Origin of the sequence: Aliidiomarina maris (assembly GCF_003987335.1) — a bacterium.
Taxonomy (GTDB): domain Bacteria; phylum Pseudomonadota; class Gammaproteobacteria; order Enterobacterales; family Alteromonadaceae; genus Aliidiomarina; species Aliidiomarina maris.
Map to the genome: position 1 here is coordinate 131640 of NZ_PIPK01000001.1, position 17061 is coordinate 148700.

Consider the following 17061-nt stretch of genomic DNA (forward strand, 5'->3'; position numbering starts at 1 on the left):
ACAGCCGCAGTTTACACTGCGGCTGCGGTCTTCCCCTTAAACGTCCAGAAGCAGACGCTGTGGGTCTTCCAGCAAGTTCTTCACGGTGACCAAGAAGCCAACCGATTCCTTACCATCAACGATGCGGTGGTCATACGACAACGCTAAGTACATCATTGGCAGGATTTCGACCTTGCCATCTACCGCCATTGGCCGATCTTGGATTTTGTGCATGCCCAAGATTGCGCTTTGCGGTGGATTCAAAATTGGAGTCGATAGCAACGAACCGAACACACCACCATTGGTGATAGTGAAGTTACCGCCCTGCATTTCATCCAATGTTAATTTACCGTCACGACCTTTAATTGCTAGGTCTTTGATACCTTTTTCGATATCAGCCAAGCTCATTTTGTCGCAATCACGCAGTACTGGAGTGACCAAACCACGCGGCGTTGACACAGCAATGCTGACGTCAAAATAGTTGTGATACACGATATCGTCGCCGTCAATTGACGCGTTTACTTCAGGGAAACGCTTCAATGCTTCAACCACAGCTTTCACATAGAACGACATAAAGCCTAGACGCGTACCATGACGCTCTTCAAACTCTTGCTGATACTTCTTACGCAAGTCCATGATTGGCTTCATGTTGATTTCATTGAACGTGGTCAACATCGCGGTATCGTTCTTAGCACCTAACAGGCGCTCTGCAATACGCTTACGCAAACGTGTCATTGGCACACGTTTCTGGGTACGGTCGCCGCCCGCAGATGCAGGCGCTGACGCTGGCTTAGATTCTTGCTTAGCTGGGGCGTCTTTTGCATTCTTCACGTGCTTCTCCACGTCTTCTTTGGTCAAACGACCATTTTTACCCGTACCTTTGACATCAGACGCGTCTAAATCATGCTCTTTAAGCAAACGGCGAACCGATGGGCTCACAGCGTCTGAACTGTCTTTGTCGCTATCAGATGCAGACGAAGTCTCTGCTTTACTCGCAGACTTCGACGCTTTCTTAGCTGGCTTCGCAGTACCTTGGGTGATCACGCCAATCACGTCTTTGGCACCCACAGTGGCACCTTCGTCGTGAATGATTTCAGCCAATACACCGTCAGCTTCAGCAACAACTTCAAGCACCACTTTATCGGTTTCGATATCGACCAAGTTTTGGTCGCGGCTCACGCTATCACCTGCTTTTACGTGCCATGTAGCAATCGTCGCATCGCTCACTGACTCTGGTAATTCAGGCACTTTCACTTCAATGCTTTCACCAGACGCTTCTGCACCTTCGTCTTCCGCTTCTTCGTCTGAATCATCAGCGCTGTCTGCTTCTGCGTCTTCGGCATCGTCAGCATCGTCGTCTGAGCCAGCAGCTTCGCCGTCGCCTTCAACGATAGTGCCAATCACGGCTTTACTTTCAACAGTGTCACCTTCTTCGGCGTTAATTTCGCCAATCACACCGTCCGCTTCTGCGACAACTTCCAATACAACTTTGTCAGTTTCGATGTCTACCAGATTCTGGTCACGAGTGACTTTGTCACCCTTTTTCACGTGCCAGGTCGCAATCGTTCCGTCTGCAACGGATTCAGGTAATTCAGGTACTTTAATTTCAATCGCCATCGTTAAATTTCACCTATTTAATGGTTAGCGCATCGTTGACTAATTTTTCTTGCTGCTCTTTGTGCACTGAGGCGTAGCCTACGGCTGGAGACGCAGAAGCGGCTCGACCAGCGTAAGACAACTTGGCACCTTCAGGAATTGCTTCACGGAAGTGATGCTGTGAACAATACCAAGCGCCTTGGTTTTGAGGCTCTTCCTGACACCAAACAAAATCTTTCACATGCTGGTACTGCTTCAACACATCGGCCATTTCCTGATGCGGGAAAGGATACAGCTGCTCAATGCGAATAATCGCAATATTATTCAGTTCTTGCTCGCGACGCTGTTTCAGCAAGTCGTAATACACTTTACCACCGCAGAAAACAACGCGCTCCACCTTCTTCGCGTCTTGCTCGTCGATTTCACCGATTACATTATAAAACACACCATCGGCTAATTCTTCAAGGGAAGACACGGCATCGGCATGGCGCAACAACGATTTCGGCGTCATCACAATTAACGGACGGCGAACCGGACGAATTTGTTGACGGCGAATCATGTTGTACACCTGCGCAGGTGTTGTCGGTGTACACACGGACCAGTTGTGATCCGCTGACAATTGCAAGAAGCGTTCGAGACGCGCTGAGCTATGCTCAGGGCCCTGGCCTTCGTAACCGTGCGGCAACAACAACGTTAAGCCACACAAGCGTCCCCACTTCTGCTCACCTGAGCTCAAGAACTGGTCGATCACCACTTGGGCACCGTTGGCAAAATCACCAAATTGCGCTTCCCAAATTGGCAATGTATTCGGCTCAGCCGTGGCGTAACCGTATTCAAACGCCATAACCGCTTCTTCAGACAAGACAGAATCATAGATTTCAATCTTGGCCTGATTGTCAGCAATGTGCTGCAACGGCATATAGGTTTTCGCGTCTTTTTGGTTGTGCAGAACCGCATGACGGTGGAAGAATGTGCCGCGGCCGCTATCTTGACCAACCATACGCACACCATGACCGTGCTTGACCAGGCTCGCGTACGCCAGCATCTCAGCCATACCCCAGTCGAGCTTACGCTCACCGTTGGCCATTTTGACACGCTCTTCGTACACTTTGGCCACGCGTGAATTCAACTTGAAGCCTTCAGGTACATGACTCACCTTCAAGGCTAAGTCTTCAAGTTCTTCAACAGTCATACGTGAGTCGTAGTCGACGTCCCAGTCGTTATCGACAAACGGCGACCAGTCCACTGAATGGGCCTTCATTGGCTGCCACTCTTCGACTACGCAATCGCCTTTATCCAGGGCGTCACGGTAATCCGCCACTAACTGCTTGGCGAACTTGTCGTCAATCACTTTGGCTTCTAAAAGACGTTTTGCATACAGCTCACGTGGAACTGGGTGCTTTTTAATCTTTTGATACATCAGTGGCTGAGTCGCATTCGGCTCATCCGCTTCATTGTGACCATGACGACGGTAACATACCAAATCAATCACCACGTCGCGCTTGAACGCATTGCGGTAATCAACGGCTAGTTGAGACACGAACAGAACCGCTTCAGGATCGTCGGCGTTGACGTGGAAAATCGGAGCCTGCACCATTTTCGCAATATCCGTACAATACTGCGTTGAACGCGCGTCTTCTTGCTTCGACGTGGTAAAGCCAACCTGGTTGTTGACCACGATACGAATACTACCGCCGACACCAAAGGCGCGAGTGCGTGACAAGTTAAAGGTCTCTTGTACCACACCTTGGCCCGCAATCGCCGCATCGCCATGGATTGTGATAGGTAACGCTTGGCTACCGTCCTGACAGCCACGGCGTTCCATGCGTGCACGCACAGAGCCCATAACAACCGGGTTCACAATTTCCAGGTGTGACGGGTTGAATGCTAGTGCAAGGTGGACGTTACCGCCTTTGGTGGCAAAATCTGAAGAGAAGCCCATATGGTATTTCACATCACCAGATTTCTCTGATTTGATACCTAAACCGGCAAACTCATTGAATAATTCTTGGGGATGCTTACCCAGCACGTTGATCAGGACGTTCAAACGACCACGGTGCGCCATACCGATGACCACTTCTTTGGCACCATTCTCGCCGCCGCGATGGATCAAGGCTTTGATAAGCGGGACTAAGCTGTCGCCACCCTCAAGGGAGAAGCGCTTGGCGCCCGGGAATTTAGAACCAAGATACTTTTCCAAGCCATCTGCTGCGGTAAGTTCTTGAAGCAAACGCTTTTGCATGTCTGCGTCGAACTTAGGCTGGCCTAATTGAGATTCCAAACGCTGTTGAATCCAACGTTTCTCTTCAGTGGACACGATATGCATGTACTCAGCACCAATCGAACCACAATAGATTTTCTCAAGTGCAGCGTGAATGTCGCCAAGCTTTGCAGTGTCTTTGCCAATTGCCAAAGATCCAACATTAAACTCAGTCGCGTAATCATCTTTGCTGAGCGAATGGTGCTCAAGAGCTAAGTCTGCAACTTGCTCTTGTTTCCACAAGCCTAGAGGGTCGAGATTGGCGTGTTGGTGACCGCGAAACCGATAGGCATTAATTAGCTGCAAAACTTTCACTTGCTTCTCTGACATTTCAGAGTTGCCGGCATTCGCCGAGCCTGAAAGCTTCAACTTATTTTTAGCCATCTCGCGAAACTGTTCACGCACTTCGCTGTGTTTGATATCCACACCACTAGTTGGCATGCCATCAAAGAATTCGCGCCATTCATCCCCGACGGCGCTCGGGTCATCCAAATACAGCTCAAAGAGGTCCTCAATGTAGCCGATGTTGCCACCAGCTAAGTGAGAAGACTCGATCCAGGCTTGCATTGCACCATCTTGCATTGCTTTTCCTTTCATCTGAAACTAGCAAAAAACGGCGGTGGATTACACCGCACGGCTCAATAGCATAGATTTAATGTGACCGATTGCTTTGGTCGGGTTCAATCCTTTAGGACACACGTTAACGCAGTTCATGATGCCGTGGCAACGGAACACGCTAAAGGCGTCGTCCAATTCGTCTAAGCGCTGCTCAGTCGCTGTATCACGGCTATCCGCTAAGAAGCGATACGCATGCAACAGGCCTGCAGGGCCGACGAATTTATCAGGATTCCACCAAAATGATGGACACGACGTCGAACAACATGCACATAAAATACACTCGTACAGACCATCAAGCTTAGCACGCTCTTCTGGACTCTGCAGATGCTCGCGCGCAGGCGGCGTCTTGCTGTCGTTAATCAAATACGGCTTGACGCGCTCATACTGATGATAGAATTGCTCCATATCAACGATAAGGTCACGAATGACCGGCAAGCCAGGTAATGGACGCACGACAATTTTGTTTGATTTCAATGACGACACTGACGTAATACAGCCAAGGCCGTTCTTACCGTTCATGTTAAAGCCGTCAGACCCACACACCCCTTCACGGCATGAGCGGCGAAACGCTAAGCTTGGATCTTGCTCTTTCAGCTTAATCAGCGCTTCCAATACCATCATGTCCTGGTTTTCTTCCATTTCCAGGGTGTAATCCTGCATGCGAGGCTTAGCATCGACATCAGGGTTGTAACGATAGACCGAAAAGGTAATTTTTTTCATCGTTAAGCCCTCTTAGTAAGTACGCGCTTTAGGTGGGAACGCTTCGCGAGTCTTCGGCGACATATTCACTTCACGCTTCACCATAGAATCATTTTCTGGACGGAACACTGTGTGTACTAGCCAGTTTTCATCATCACGGTCTGGGAAGTCAGCACGGCTGTGCGCACCGCGACTTTCTTGACGGTAGTTTGCTGCAACCGCTGTTGCATAGGCAGTTTCCATCAAGTTGTCTAATTCCAAACACTCGATACGCTGAGTGTTGAACTCAGAGCTGGTGTCGTCCAAGCGAGCATTGTTTAAGCGCTCACGAATTTCTTTCAATTCCTGCAAGCCACTTTCCATGGCGTCACCTTCACGGAATACCGAGAAGTTCATTTGCATGCAATTTTGCAGATCTTTCTTAATCTGTGCAGGGTCTTCACCTTGTTGGGTGTTTTCCCAGCGATTAGTACGTGCCATGGCAGCTTCAATATCGCTGGCAGAAGCTTCGCGTGCTTCTACGTTTGCTGCTAACGCTTCACCTAAATGCAGACCCGTTGCACGACCGAATACCACTAGGTCAAGCAATGAGTTACCACCTAAGCGGTTCGCACCGTGCACTGATACACAGGCAATCTCACCACATGCAAACAAGCCTTGGATTGGCGTCGCTTGGCCATTCGCATCAATTTGTAGCGCTTGACCATTTACGTCCGTTGGAATACCACCCATCATGTAGTGACAGGTTGGAATCACTGGAATCGGCTCTTCTGCCGGGTCAACGTGAGCGAAGGTTTTCGCTAAGTCACATACACCTGGCAAACGAGACTCAAGTACGTCACGCCCTAAGTGATCAAGTTTCAGTTTAATGTGCGTGCCCCAAGGACCTTCACAGCCACGGCCTTCACGGATTTCGCTCATCATTGCACGAGCAACCACGTCACGACCAGCTAAGTCTTTGGCGTTCGGTGCATAACGCTCCATGAAGCGCTCCCCGTCTTTATTCAACAGGTAACCACCTTCACCACGACAACCTTCAGTCACTAACGAGCCCGCACCGGCGATACCGGTTGGGTGGAACTGCCACATTTCCATGTCCTGTAATGGCACGCCTGCGCGCAACGCCATACCGACGCCATCACCTGTGTTAATGTGAGCATTCGTGGTAGACGCATAAATACGCCCTGCACCACCAGTCGCTAGTACAACTGCTTTAGCTTTAATGAAATACACTTCACCGGTTTCAATGTGTAGCGCCGTAGTACCAACCACTGCGCCATCTTGGTTCTTAACCAGGTCAAGTGCGTACCACTCAGAAAATACGGTGGTTTTGTTTTTCACGTTTTGTTGATACAACAAGTGCAATAAAGCGTGACCGGTACGGTCAGCTGCAGCCGCAGTACGCGCAGCCTGCTCGCCACCAAATTCTTTTGACTGGCCACCGAATGGACGCTGGTACACTTTACCGTTTTCGAAACGCGAGAATGGCAAGCCCATGTTTTCCATCTCAAGAATGGCTTCTGGACCCGTCTTACACATGTACTCAATTGCGTCTTGGTCGCCAATGTAATCCGAACCTTTTACGGTATCGAACATGTGCCATTCCCAGTTATCTTCGTGCGCATTGCCTAAAGCAACGGTAATACCACCTTGCGCAGACACCGTGTGCGAACGGGTCGGGAATACTTTCGACATCAAGGCACAGGTCATGCCCTGCTGTGAGATCTGGAGTGCTGCACGCATACCCGCGCCACCAGCACCAATTACTACAGCATCAAAGCTAAGTTCTTTCATTTTATACACCCCACAACACAAATAGGCCGACTAACCAGTACACAATTAACGCCACACTGACGATAAATTGTAATACACCGCGACCTAGGGAATTTTTGACATAGTCAGTCAACACCTGCCAGATACCAATCCAGCCGTGCACCAACAAACCAGTCAATGCGAGTAAGGTGTAAACTTTCATCCAAAGGTTACCGAACAGTCCGGTCCACACTTCGAAGGTCAAATTGGGTGTCGCTACCAGAAAGCTGACTAAGAACAGCAAATAAGTAGCCAAAATTACCGCGCTCGCGCGCAGCAAAACGTAGTCGTGCGTGCCGCTACGACCAAAAGTAGATGCAACTTTTACCATAACCAAACTCCGGCCAGGACTGATAATACAATGGCTAATGCAATTGAAATGTTCGCGCTCAGATTGCCTGACTCACGTTCTTCCCAATAGCCCAAATCCATCATGATGTGGCGCAAACCAGCCAGCAGGTGATAACCGAATGCAGTCAGAATCCCCCAGACTACAAACTTAACCACAGGGTTTGCGAAAACTTGCTGAGCTTGCGCAAAACCTTCCGGCGATGAGAGTGAAATTGCGAACAACCACACCAAAAAGCCAACGGTCACTAACATGATGACACCCGAGACGCGATGCAAGATTGAAGCGATCGCTGACGGCGGGAACTTCATTGTAGATAGTTCTAAATTAACAGGTCTTTGTTTTTTCACGATTGTTGCCTTTTTAAAAGCACAGAATGAAGAGTCCGTGAAGTATATCCAGCGCAGCACACAATTACAATTCCCTACACCTTCGGATTTTTAATCCTCGGCGTACAGTTTCTAAGGGATGGACGCACGCTGCCGGGTTAATATACGACTAAAGTCGATTATTTAGATGCAAACTTTTCAGCATAAAAACTATTACTATGAATATACCGTGAAGTACGCCTAAAACTGCTACACTAATACGGTGTTAAATTCTAAACAGGTGTTTACCCAAAATTGACAAAGCACCGTCAGATCGAGTAAAACTAGCGCACTTTTTTGATTCGAAACCATTTCGAAACCTAACGAAAGCAAGGAGATCTCCTTATGGCTGACCGTAAAGCCACCCTGCAAATCGACGGCAAAAGCATTGAGCTTCCAGTCTTGTCGCCTACCGCAGGATACGATGTTGTAGACGTACGTACCCTTGGCAAACACGGCTATTTCACCTTTGACCCAGGCTTTTTAGCAACCGGTTCATGCGAATCTAAAATCACCTACATTGATGGTGAGAAAGGTGTGCTATTACACCGCGGCTACCCGATTGATCAGCTAGCAACCAAAGCCGATTACTTGGAAGTGTGCTACATGCTGATTCATGGTGAAGCACCAAACGCAGAGCAATATGAGAAATTTAAGAACACCATCACCAAGCACACTATGGTGCATCAAGGTATTCACAATTTCTTCAACGGTTTCCGCCGTGATTCGCACCCAATGGCCATGTTATGTGCCATCGTCGGTGCGTTGTCGTCGTTCTACCACGACGATTTAGATATTTCTGATTCAGAGCAACGCGTACGCAGCGCTTATCGCTTAGTTGCGAAAATGCCGACTATTGCGGCAATGTGCTATAAGCACAGCATTGGTCAACCGTTTGTTTACCCACGCAATGACCTAAGCTACGCAGAGAACTTCTTGAACATGATGTTCTCAGTACCTGCTGAAGAATACAAAATTAGCCCAACTATCGCCAAAGCGATGGACCGTATCTTCACCTTGCATGCTGATCATGAGCAAAACGCGTCAACCTCGACCGTGCGTTTAGCTGGCTCTTCTGGTGCTAACCCTTATGCATGTATTGCAGCAGGTGTCGCGTCATTGTGGGGACCTGCACACGGCGGTGCGAACGAAGCATGTTTGAAAATGTTAGCCCAAATCGGTTCAGTTGATCGTATTCCTGAGTTCATTGAAAAAGCTAAAGACAAGAACGACCCGTTCCGTCTGATGGGCTTTGGTCACCGTGTTTATAAAAACTTTGACCCACGCGCAACTGTGATGCGTGACACCTGTCACGACGTACTGAAAGAGCTGAACATCGATGATCCGTTGCTGGACGTTGCGATGGAGCTTGAGCGTATTGCTCTGGAAGACGAGTACTTCGTAGAGAAGAAACTGTACCCGAACGTAGATTTCTACTCAGGTATCATTCTTAAAGCGATTGGTATTCCGACTAGCATGTTCACCGTTATCTTTGCCCTGTCGCGTACAGTAGGCTGGATTTCTCACTGGCATGAAATGCTAGGCGAAAAAGGCCAGAAGATTGGTCGTCCTCGCCAGCTATATACTGGTGAAACCAAACGCGACTTCACGCCAATTAAGCGCTAATCACGCGTATAGATTGACTGAAACGAAAACGGACACCTCGGTGTCCGTTTTTATTTGCTTGTATCACTGTTAACTTATCGCCTAGCGCAGGCTAAAAGAGTTCACAGAATCGATCAATTGGTCACGTTCCGTATCCCAGCGCGACTCCAGCGCAGTTGCAGTTACCACATAGTAATAATTACCTTGTTTAATCACTCGTGAATACCAATGCAAGTCGGTGTTTTGCAAACGTCCGCGGTATTCATAAATGACCTCGTTATCGCCACGGCTCATATCAACTACAGCGAAATCGAGTTGCTCAAACTGCTCATTGCTCAGTTCAATGTACTCGTCCATGCTGCCTTCAAAAGGCTGGATCTGAAGGTTCACGTTGGCGGCAAAACCATCCGCTGCAGGCAAGTAATGCTGGAAAACTTGACCACCTACCGTGTGTGGGAACGCCGGCGGCGTGAAATCGTAATCTGAGCCGTCCAAAGTCGATGCGTGGCTCACGCTGGTCATTAGGCTACTAAGTGCTAACACCATCGCAAATCGTTTTAATTGTGGTTTCATAAGGTATTGCGTCAATAAAAATTAAACGGAACCTAAAATTAGCAGGTACGTTCTGGGGTTACAAGACGTTATATGATGCGTGGTGGTATTGGATTGAGCAACTCAGCAACCCGCTCGCGCAATCTTGGCACTACATCGGCTTCAAACCATGGGTGCTGTGAAAACCAGCGTCGATTGCGTGGACTAGGGTGCGGCACTGCGATTTGTTGCGGCCAGTGCGAACGCCAGTCTACCACTGCATCACGCACACGTGAATACCGAATGTCACTGTGCCAGCGAATCGCATACTGGCCAATGAGCACAGTCAATTGAACGCCACCCAACTGCTTCAGCAAAGGTTCACGCCACAACGGCGCACACTCAGGGCGTGGCGGTAGATCACCTTGCGCACCCGTGCCCGGATAGCAGAACCCCATGGGTGCAATCGCAAAGCAACGGGGGTCGTAAAATTGGCTTCGCTCAACCCCAAGCCAGGTACGTAACCGGTCGCCACTGGCGTCGTCAAAGGGTAGCCCTGACTGCTGAACCTTGCGCCCTGGTGCTTGCCCGACCAATAAAATTGGCGCACTGTCACTCGCTTGGATGACCGGTCGCGGCTGATGTGGTAACGCAGGCGCGCACAACCGGCATGCCCGAATGTCGGCTAGCAATGTGTCGAGTTCGTCAGCGTTACGCGTTGTCATAGGTATTTAAATACGCCTTGTCAATGGACGCCAGACGCTCAAAATACGGTGTGAAAGCCTGGCTATCTGCAGACTGCTTAGACACGAAATAAAGAATGTCTTTAGTTTTATCCTGCTTTTTCGCCTGGCTCTTAAGGGTATCGAATAAATGACGCACAGTGCCCTGACTGCCGTCGACAAATTGCACATCGGCAGGGAAACAAGTGCGCAGTAGCGGGGTAAAATAGGCGAAATGCGTGCAACCTAGCACAACTGCCGCATATTGGCTGCAATCATAATGTTGTAGCTGAGCCTGCACGTAGGCTCGCACTGCGTCAGTATCAAACTGTTGCTGTTCTGCGAAACTCACTAAACGATCCATCGCCAGTTTATCTGTACGCCGTCGGGTGTCAAAGCGCTGTAACAATTGGCTTAACTTGCTCTCTTGCAAAGTTAACGAGGTTGCCATCACCAGCACCCGCTGAGCCTCTGTCTGCGCAAGGGCCAGTTTTACCGCAGGTTCCATGCCAATCACCGGAAACGGATAGCGTTGACGCAGCACCTCAATACACACCGCTGTCGCCGTATTGCAGGCAACCACTAATGCGTCTGGCGCTTGAGTGGCAATAAAGTCGCAGGCACGTGAGGTGAGGTCGCGCACTTCCGCAGCGGGCTTGCCACCGTAGGGCGCATTCAGTGTATCGGCAAAATATACATACTGGTGCTGAGGCTGCTGCTCCACGGCTGCATGTAGCACCGTGAGCCCACCCATGCCGGAATCAAAAAAAGCAATGCGCATATAACTCAATCACACCTTAACTCACCACACCCAAAGATAGTGCTTAGTATACAGAGTTAATTTTGCTGTTGGCGAATTGCATTGACTAATTCTTGCTTGCGCATCCGGCTGCGACCACTAATTTTGAGCTCACTGGCACGATTATATAATTCCTGACGCGTGCGCTTTTCTAACGGTGTATTCGGATTACCAGTGCCTTGACTGGTTGTGTTCGGGGTTCGCTTCTCTTGACGCCGCTGTTTGTTCACTGTGCGCGCGGCAATCGCTTTCGCGCTTCGTGTGCTTTTGCCGCGGTCCTGTTGCTCGGACTTCACATGCTGGTATTGACGCTCGTCTTTATCGCTCCATGCATTTGGCATACTGGCCTCCTCAAGATATTGGCTTGGCTTACGTCACTCGCTTTACCCACAACACGCTGCGGCTTTTAGCGAAAGTCTATCACTACGTATAGCCAAGCCTGAGTCAGGTGCAAGTCATTTACACAGTGTTAACTCAATCACTTGCTGGTACATTGGATTAGAACTGCCAACGCACACCCACCATTGCCACGACAGGGCCAATGTCGACCCCAACCGATTGAATCGTATCACCGTTTACACTCACCCGCGCCGTGGTACTGATATCTATCTTACTGACCATGGCATGAATGCCGAAATCAGGTGTTACTTGCACGTTAACACCCGCCTGTAGCGCTAAACCCCAAGAGTCAGACAATGACAAACCAATATGGTCATCGCTTGTGCTAACCTCAAGTGCTTGCAACGTAGACACTAATTGCTCGTCGGCTTTGCTATTAAAGAAATTAGTATAATTCAGGCCAACACCAATAAACGGCTGCCAGTTGGAATGGAATTCGGTGAAATGATATTGGGCCAGTAAAGTCGGTGGTAGATGTTTGGTTTTACCCACTTGCAAACCATCCACCGCAGACCCTGCTACCCGAATGTTATGACTAAAAGGCGTCGCAGCAATCAGTTGCAGCGCCCAATTCGGGGTCACTTTATAATCAATGGTCAGGCCTAATTGCCAATCGTCGTTAACCGCCACTGCGGTTGAGCCCGGCTGTAAACCTGCCACTTGCTCAATCACATCGAGCGACCCGCTGCTCTCTTTGGGTGCTGCATAAATAGGCCCAACATTCACCGCCCAATTCGCGTGGGCCTGTCCGGTCAAAGCGGACAACAACAATGCACTTGCTACGACTTTGATTTTCATCACTTAACCTCTTCATCTGGATGGGATGAGGTGATTGTGATGCTGAACCGCTTGAGGAAAGTTGCGCATGATCAAAGCCGCCAATACGAGACGCGAGCAAGCGTCAGGACCTTGCGCTGTATCAAGCTTTAGGAGGGTTGCATGCGTCGCTCCAGTTGTCGATACCAACGCACGCCCGCCCACATCGACGCCGCAATATAAGGAATGCCGCCAATCACCCACATCAATAACCCAGCCAATTGCTGGTCTTGCAGGTGTCGCGCCTCGCTATACAGTGGTTGCGCCGCAAAGGTTAATAACGCACCTAAGAAGCCAGTGTGCATCAGGGTGAGAAGTAGCGCCAATAACGCAAAGGGAATTTTACGCGCCGCAGGGTACAAACACGCCCACCAAAACCATACTGCGCTGAGCAAAAAGCAAAGATGTGCAAGGGCATGCACCCAAGACGACTGCACAGCTGCCATGTAAAACAATGGGATATGCCAAAACCAAATCACTACCCCATGCAAGTAAGCACACAGCATTGGATATTGTGTGACTTTAAACCCTAGCTTCCATGCCCCTTGCAACCATTTGCCGCCCCCCACGTACCACTGCGGGAGTGGTCGCGCCAAGGCAATCAACGGGGCTATACATGCGATAATCAACATATGCTGCGCCATATGCATGGCTGCGCTGACTTCGGCCCAGCGATCCATAGGTCCCAGCATGACGAACACTGCAAATAATAGCACCGCACGCATTAGCCAAAGACGCCAGCGTTTCACCGGTGTGCGTTTTGCCCCCCGCTCATAACATATGGCCAGCAGCACCACCAGCAGTAAGCCAAGGGCATTCACCAGCCATTCGCTCGGGCCACTGCGCAACGTGGTGTCCGCGGCTTGTGCGACGCCACTTGAAAGTGCCAGTAACGTAACGCCGCACAATAACGTCTTAAACATCACAAACATGGCGGGTAAATCAAGGCCGCGGCCCCCACCACCAATGTGGAAAACGCAGCCATCGCGTATAACACCGCTGAAAGCCGGGCAAAAAATCGTGCTTGTATCGGCTCAGCTGGCGTCACTTGGTGGCACTTCCATGCCGCCCAACTGAACGCCAAGGTAAACACCACGGTAGCACCCAGCACAAAAAGGTTAATCCAATTCAATGGGTTGGTGCTATCTCGTGCGTCACTAAAGCTGCAGCCAACGGACATACCGCCGTAGACAAAATTAAAGTAAACAAACCATAAGGTGAAACCCAGCACTAGGTGCAGGGGATGCGGTTTAAAGCTCATACGCCACCTCCCCACACCATGGGTAGTAGTAAGAATGATGCATAACTGACCCAAAAAATCGCAGTGGTGTACAGCCACAATGGCTTCAGTACCACGGGCTCATACGGCAACCGGTGGCTGACATACCCGTAACGCACACGCAGGCTTTGCAGTGATGTGGTCACTGCCACCAGCACACTATGGAATATTTGGAACATCAACATTAACAGCAAGACCGCATCATGGGAGTTTTCAGTAAAGCTTAACTCGGCACTGACGGTGAACCACAATAATGCCAGTAAATGAGCTATCGCGAGGGCCGCACAGCCCGCAAGATTTTTACCCAAACCAACATCGTTACCCTGACATAACCGCCTTACGGTTTGGCGATACCATAAGGTACCTACCGTCAACAGCACACCGCTAAGTAATAACCCGGGTAAGGAAATCGCTGAATCTTCTGGCACCACCCAGTTCGGCGACACCGTCCATAGGTAAAACCAGCCAAAGATAAGCGACAAATACAACGCCGCGTCGGCCAGAAGCGTAACATTCATACCCCACAGGCCAGGGCCGTCGCACGTCCGCGAATTTAACGGTGGTTCATCGCGCTGCCATTCCTCCTCGGTTAATGGCGCCATGGCTTTATGCCCGCCATTCTCCCAACTCCAACGCAACAACGTGATAGCCGCCAACACCGCGAACATAATCGCCACCGGATACACTCGCACCAGTAAGCTGATACATACCCCAGCGAGGAATGCAGCACTGATCATTGGCCACCAGGAATTGGTTGGCAGGTGAATGACCTCTTTTAGCTTGCCGGTGATAGCATCGGTGCCATAGATTTCACGGCGGCCATGGGAGATGTCTGCAAGACCATGCTGCCCCTCAGCCATAGTGTTGGCAATATTGGGGTGCTCCCTCAGGGGATGCCGAGTTTCAACCCGCGGAATACTAGCGAAGTTATAAGCCGTGGGCGGTGTACCAGTCGCCCATTCGAGGGTGTCGGCTTTCCAAGGGTTAAACGGTGCTTTGCGCCCAAATTTAAAGTGCAACGCAACATCCAAAATAATCATCCCTACGCCTGCAGCCATCACAAAACCGCCCACCGACGAGAGTAAGTTTAACCAGTCCCAACCAAGCCCACCTGAGTAACTATAAACCCGACGTGGCATGCCCAGTAGCCCGGTTAAATGCATCAACAAGAAAGTGGCGTTAAAGCCGATAAAGGTTAACCAAAATGCCCACTTTCCAATGCTTTCGGACGGCATTCGCCCTGACATTTGCGGCAACCAGTAATACAAACCTGCAATCAGGGGGAAGAACATGCCACCAACTAAGACGTAATGCATATGTGCAACGACAAAATGGGTATCATGAACCTGCCAATTAAATGGTACCAATGCCAGCATTACACCGGTTAAACCGCCGCATACAAAAATAATCAAGAAACCAAATACCCAGAGCATGGGTAAGTTATAAGTGACCCTGCCGTGCCACAAGGTGGCTATCCACGCAAAAATTTGAATCGCGGTGGGCACTGCGACCAGCATACTGGCTATCGAGAAAAAGGCTTGGGCTAATTGCGGAATACCGACGGTAAACATGTGGTGCACCCACAACCCAAAGCTGATAAAGCCCGTCAAAATAATCGCTAAAACTATCCAGCGGTAGCCTACCAACGGACGCCCTGCGAACACTGGAATTAAGGTCGAAATAATTCCCGCTGCGGGGAGAAATATGATGTAAACCTCAGGGTGGCCAAATAGCCAGAACAAGTGCTGCCATAGAATCGGGTCACCACCAGCCGCAACCTCGAAGAACGGCATGCCTGCGGCTCGTTCAAGCTCTAACATAATGCTGGCTAGAATCAGAGGTGGAAAGCCAAACACGATCATCAGCGCCATGGCCAAAATATACCAAGCCATAATCGGCATTTTACTCAACGTCATGCCCGGAGCACGCGTACGCAGAATTGATACGGTAATTTCTACCCCTGCCGCCATCGCGGAAATCTCAACAAAGGTAATACCTAACAGCCAGAAGTCCGAACCAGGACCTGGGGCAAACTCTGCACTACTTAATGGCGTATACATAAACCAGCCGGAATCAGGGGCCATGCCTAATACCAAGCTCGACATGATGATGATGCCGCCAAATAAATAGCAGTAATACCCAAGCGCACTGATGCGAGGAAACACTAAGTCTCGCGTGCCAATCAGCTTGGGGATCATGTAAATTGCCATGCCCTCCAAAATGGGAATCGCAAACAAGAACATCATCACCGTGCCGTGCATGGTGAACACTTGACCGTACACGTCCGGGTTAATGATATCCTGAGCTGGCAATGCTAATTGGGTGCGAATAAGCATCGCCAGCACGCCACCAATAATAAAGAATACGGCCCCCGTTAACATAAAACGGCGACCTATCGAGGTGTGATTCACTGCCGCTAGTTGTCCCCAACCTGGCAAATTGCCCCAAACTTTTTCAAACTGCTGGTGTAATGTCATGGGCGATCTCCTTGCACGACAGTCTCTTGCCAAGATGCGAAATCATCGGCGCTATGAGCATGAATAGCGAAGTCCATATGCGCATGCCCCACGCCACAGTACTCGGCACATTGTCCCTCAAAGCGACCTGTTTCACTGGCCTGCAGGCGCAGCACGTTGGTACTCCCTGGTATTGCATCAACCTTGCCGCCTAAGCGCGGCACCCAAAACGAGTGAATCACGTCATCACTGCGGATATGAAAATTAATCGGGGTGTCGACTGGAATATGAATTTCATCAATTAAAGTAATATCGAGGTCTGGGTAATACACTTGCCAAAACCATTGATGTGACGTGACTTCAATATGCACCACATCATCACCATCAAATGGCAGCATCCGATGCCCTGCTGGTATCCCGAATGCGAGTAGCAGCGTGATTGCACCAACCGGAAGCGCAATGCCCCCCCAAATCACCCAACTATTTTGCTTCCCTTGAACTTCGTTATCAGGCGTATCAGTGCCGTTACGGCGCATTGCGTGCCACCATAACAAGGTCATAAAAATGGTGACAAAAGTGCCAAACCAGAACATCCCCCACCAAATATAGGCCACGCTTTGGGCGTGAGGTCCCGCGGGGTCGAGAGTCGAATAAGGGCCGCTGCATGCTGTTAATGACAAAATCATGGCGATTACAGCAACCTTTGCTAACCTCTTAGGGAGTAACTTTTTTATTCTAAGCAGTAGCTTATGCATCATGATGAATTACCTTTG

17 protein-coding genes are annotated in these 17061 nt (G+C 49.8%); 2 read left to right on the forward strand and 15 right to left on the reverse strand.

Features of this window, described 5'->3' with window-relative positions; translation table 11 throughout:
• Positions 1 to 36: 36 nt before the first annotated feature.
• The 6 genes from odhB to sdhC are packed head-to-tail and all read right to left on the reverse strand — an operon-like array spanning position 37 to position 7624.
• The gene (odhB, locus tag CWE07_RS00625; protein ID WP_111568000.1) at positions 37 to 1596 is read right to left on the reverse strand and encodes a 2-oxoglutarate dehydrogenase complex dihydrolipoyllysine-residue succinyltransferase; all 1560 of its coding nucleotides are present in this window, start codon (positions 1594 to 1596) and stop codon (positions 37 to 39) included.
• Positions 1597 to 1609: 13 nt separating this feature from the next.
• Complete coding sequence (locus tag CWE07_RS00630) at positions 1610 to 4417, reverse strand: 2-oxoglutarate dehydrogenase E1 component (RefSeq protein WP_111568001.1); 2808 nt, start codon at positions 4415 to 4417, stop codon at positions 1610 to 1612.
• Between the two features lie 42 nt (positions 4418 to 4459).
• The gene (locus CWE07_RS00635; protein WP_111568002.1) at positions 4460 to 5173 is read right to left on the reverse strand and encodes a succinate dehydrogenase iron-sulfur subunit; all 714 of its coding nucleotides are present in this window, start codon (positions 5171 to 5173) and stop codon (positions 4460 to 4462) included.
• A 12-nt stretch (positions 5174 to 5185) separates the two neighbouring features.
• Positions 5186 to 6946: a succinate dehydrogenase flavoprotein subunit gene (gene sdhA, locus CWE07_RS00640; RefSeq protein WP_111568003.1), complete on the reverse strand. Its 1761-nt coding sequence runs from the start codon at positions 6944 to 6946 to the stop codon at positions 5186 to 5188.
• A gap of 1 nt (position 6947) precedes the next feature.
• Positions 6948 to 7295: a succinate dehydrogenase, hydrophobic membrane anchor protein gene (gene sdhD / locus CWE07_RS00645; protein WP_111568004.1), complete on the reverse strand. Its 348-nt coding sequence runs from the start codon at positions 7293 to 7295 to the stop codon at positions 6948 to 6950.
• Positions 7289 to 7624, reverse strand: coding sequence for a succinate dehydrogenase, cytochrome b556 subunit (sdhC, locus tag CWE07_RS00650; RefSeq protein WP_241974003.1), 336 nt, complete (start codon positions 7622 to 7624; stop codon positions 7289 to 7291). Before sdhC ends, sdhD begins: the two co-directional genes overlap by 7 nt.
• Between sdhC and CWE07_RS14445 the strand changes: the two genes are divergently transcribed.
• Together CWE07_RS14445 and CWE07_RS00655 are read left to right on the forward strand one after the other, a co-directional pair.
• The gene (locus CWE07_RS14445; RefSeq protein ID WP_241974014.1) at positions 7566 to 7757 is read left to right on the forward strand and encodes a hypothetical protein; all 192 of its coding nucleotides are present in this window, start codon (positions 7566 to 7568) and stop codon (positions 7755 to 7757) included. The genes sdhC and CWE07_RS14445 overlap by 59 nt on opposite strands.
• Positions 7758 to 8026: 269 nt before the next feature.
• Complete coding sequence (locus CWE07_RS00655; protein WP_111568006.1) at positions 8027 to 9307, forward strand: citrate synthase; 1281 nt, start codon at positions 8027 to 8029, stop codon at positions 9305 to 9307.
• A gap of 81 nt (positions 9308 to 9388) precedes the next feature.
• Here CWE07_RS00655 and CWE07_RS00660 read toward each other — a convergent pair whose 3' ends face one another.
• The 9 genes from CWE07_RS00660 to coxB form a co-directional block, all read right to left on the reverse strand.
• Positions 9389 to 9859, reverse strand: coding sequence for a hypothetical protein (locus CWE07_RS00660; RefSeq protein ID WP_111568007.1), 471 nt, complete (start codon positions 9857 to 9859; stop codon positions 9389 to 9391).
• Positions 9860 to 9927: 68 nt separating this feature from the next.
• Entirely contained in the window at positions 9928 to 10542 is a 615-nt protein-coding gene (locus CWE07_RS00665; RefSeq protein ID WP_111568008.1) for a uracil-DNA glycosylase family protein, read from the reverse strand.
• On the reverse strand, positions 10529 to 11320 hold the full coding sequence (gene murI, locus CWE07_RS00670; protein WP_111568009.1) for a glutamate racemase: 792 nt from the start codon (positions 11318 to 11320) through the stop codon (positions 10529 to 10531). Before murI ends, CWE07_RS00665 begins: the two co-directional genes overlap by 14 nt.
• A 56-nt stretch (positions 11321 to 11376) precedes the next feature.
• Complete coding sequence (locus CWE07_RS00675; RefSeq protein ID WP_111568010.1) at positions 11377 to 11679, reverse strand: Rho termination factor N-terminal domain-containing protein; 303 nt, start codon at positions 11677 to 11679, stop codon at positions 11377 to 11379.
• 157 nt (positions 11680 to 11836) lie between these two features.
• The gene (locus CWE07_RS00680) at positions 11837 to 12535 is read right to left on the reverse strand and encodes an OmpW/AlkL family protein (protein WP_111568011.1); all 699 of its coding nucleotides are present in this window, start codon (positions 12533 to 12535) and stop codon (positions 11837 to 11839) included.
• Between the two features lie 128 nt (positions 12536 to 12663).
• Entirely contained in the window at positions 12664 to 13476 is an 813-nt protein-coding gene (locus tag CWE07_RS00685; RefSeq protein WP_111568356.1) for a cytochrome c oxidase assembly protein, read from the reverse strand.
• Positions 13476 to 13814: a hypothetical protein gene (locus tag CWE07_RS00690; protein WP_111568012.1), complete on the reverse strand. Its 339-nt coding sequence runs from the start codon at positions 13812 to 13814 to the stop codon at positions 13476 to 13478. The genes CWE07_RS00685 and CWE07_RS00690 overlap by 1 nt, the downstream gene beginning before the upstream one ends.
• Positions 13811 to 16309, reverse strand: a complete 2499-nt coding sequence (ctaD, locus tag CWE07_RS00695; RefSeq protein ID WP_111568013.1) for a cytochrome c oxidase subunit I — start codon at positions 16307 to 16309, stop codon at positions 13811 to 13813. The genes CWE07_RS00690 and ctaD overlap by 4 nt, the downstream gene beginning before the upstream one ends.
• A complete protein-coding gene (coxB, locus tag CWE07_RS00700) occupies positions 16306 to 16974 on the reverse strand; it encodes a cytochrome c oxidase subunit II (protein WP_198679870.1) in 669 nt (222 codons plus the stop codon). Before coxB ends, ctaD begins: the two co-directional genes overlap by 4 nt.
• Positions 16975 to 17061: the final 87 nt, after the last annotated feature.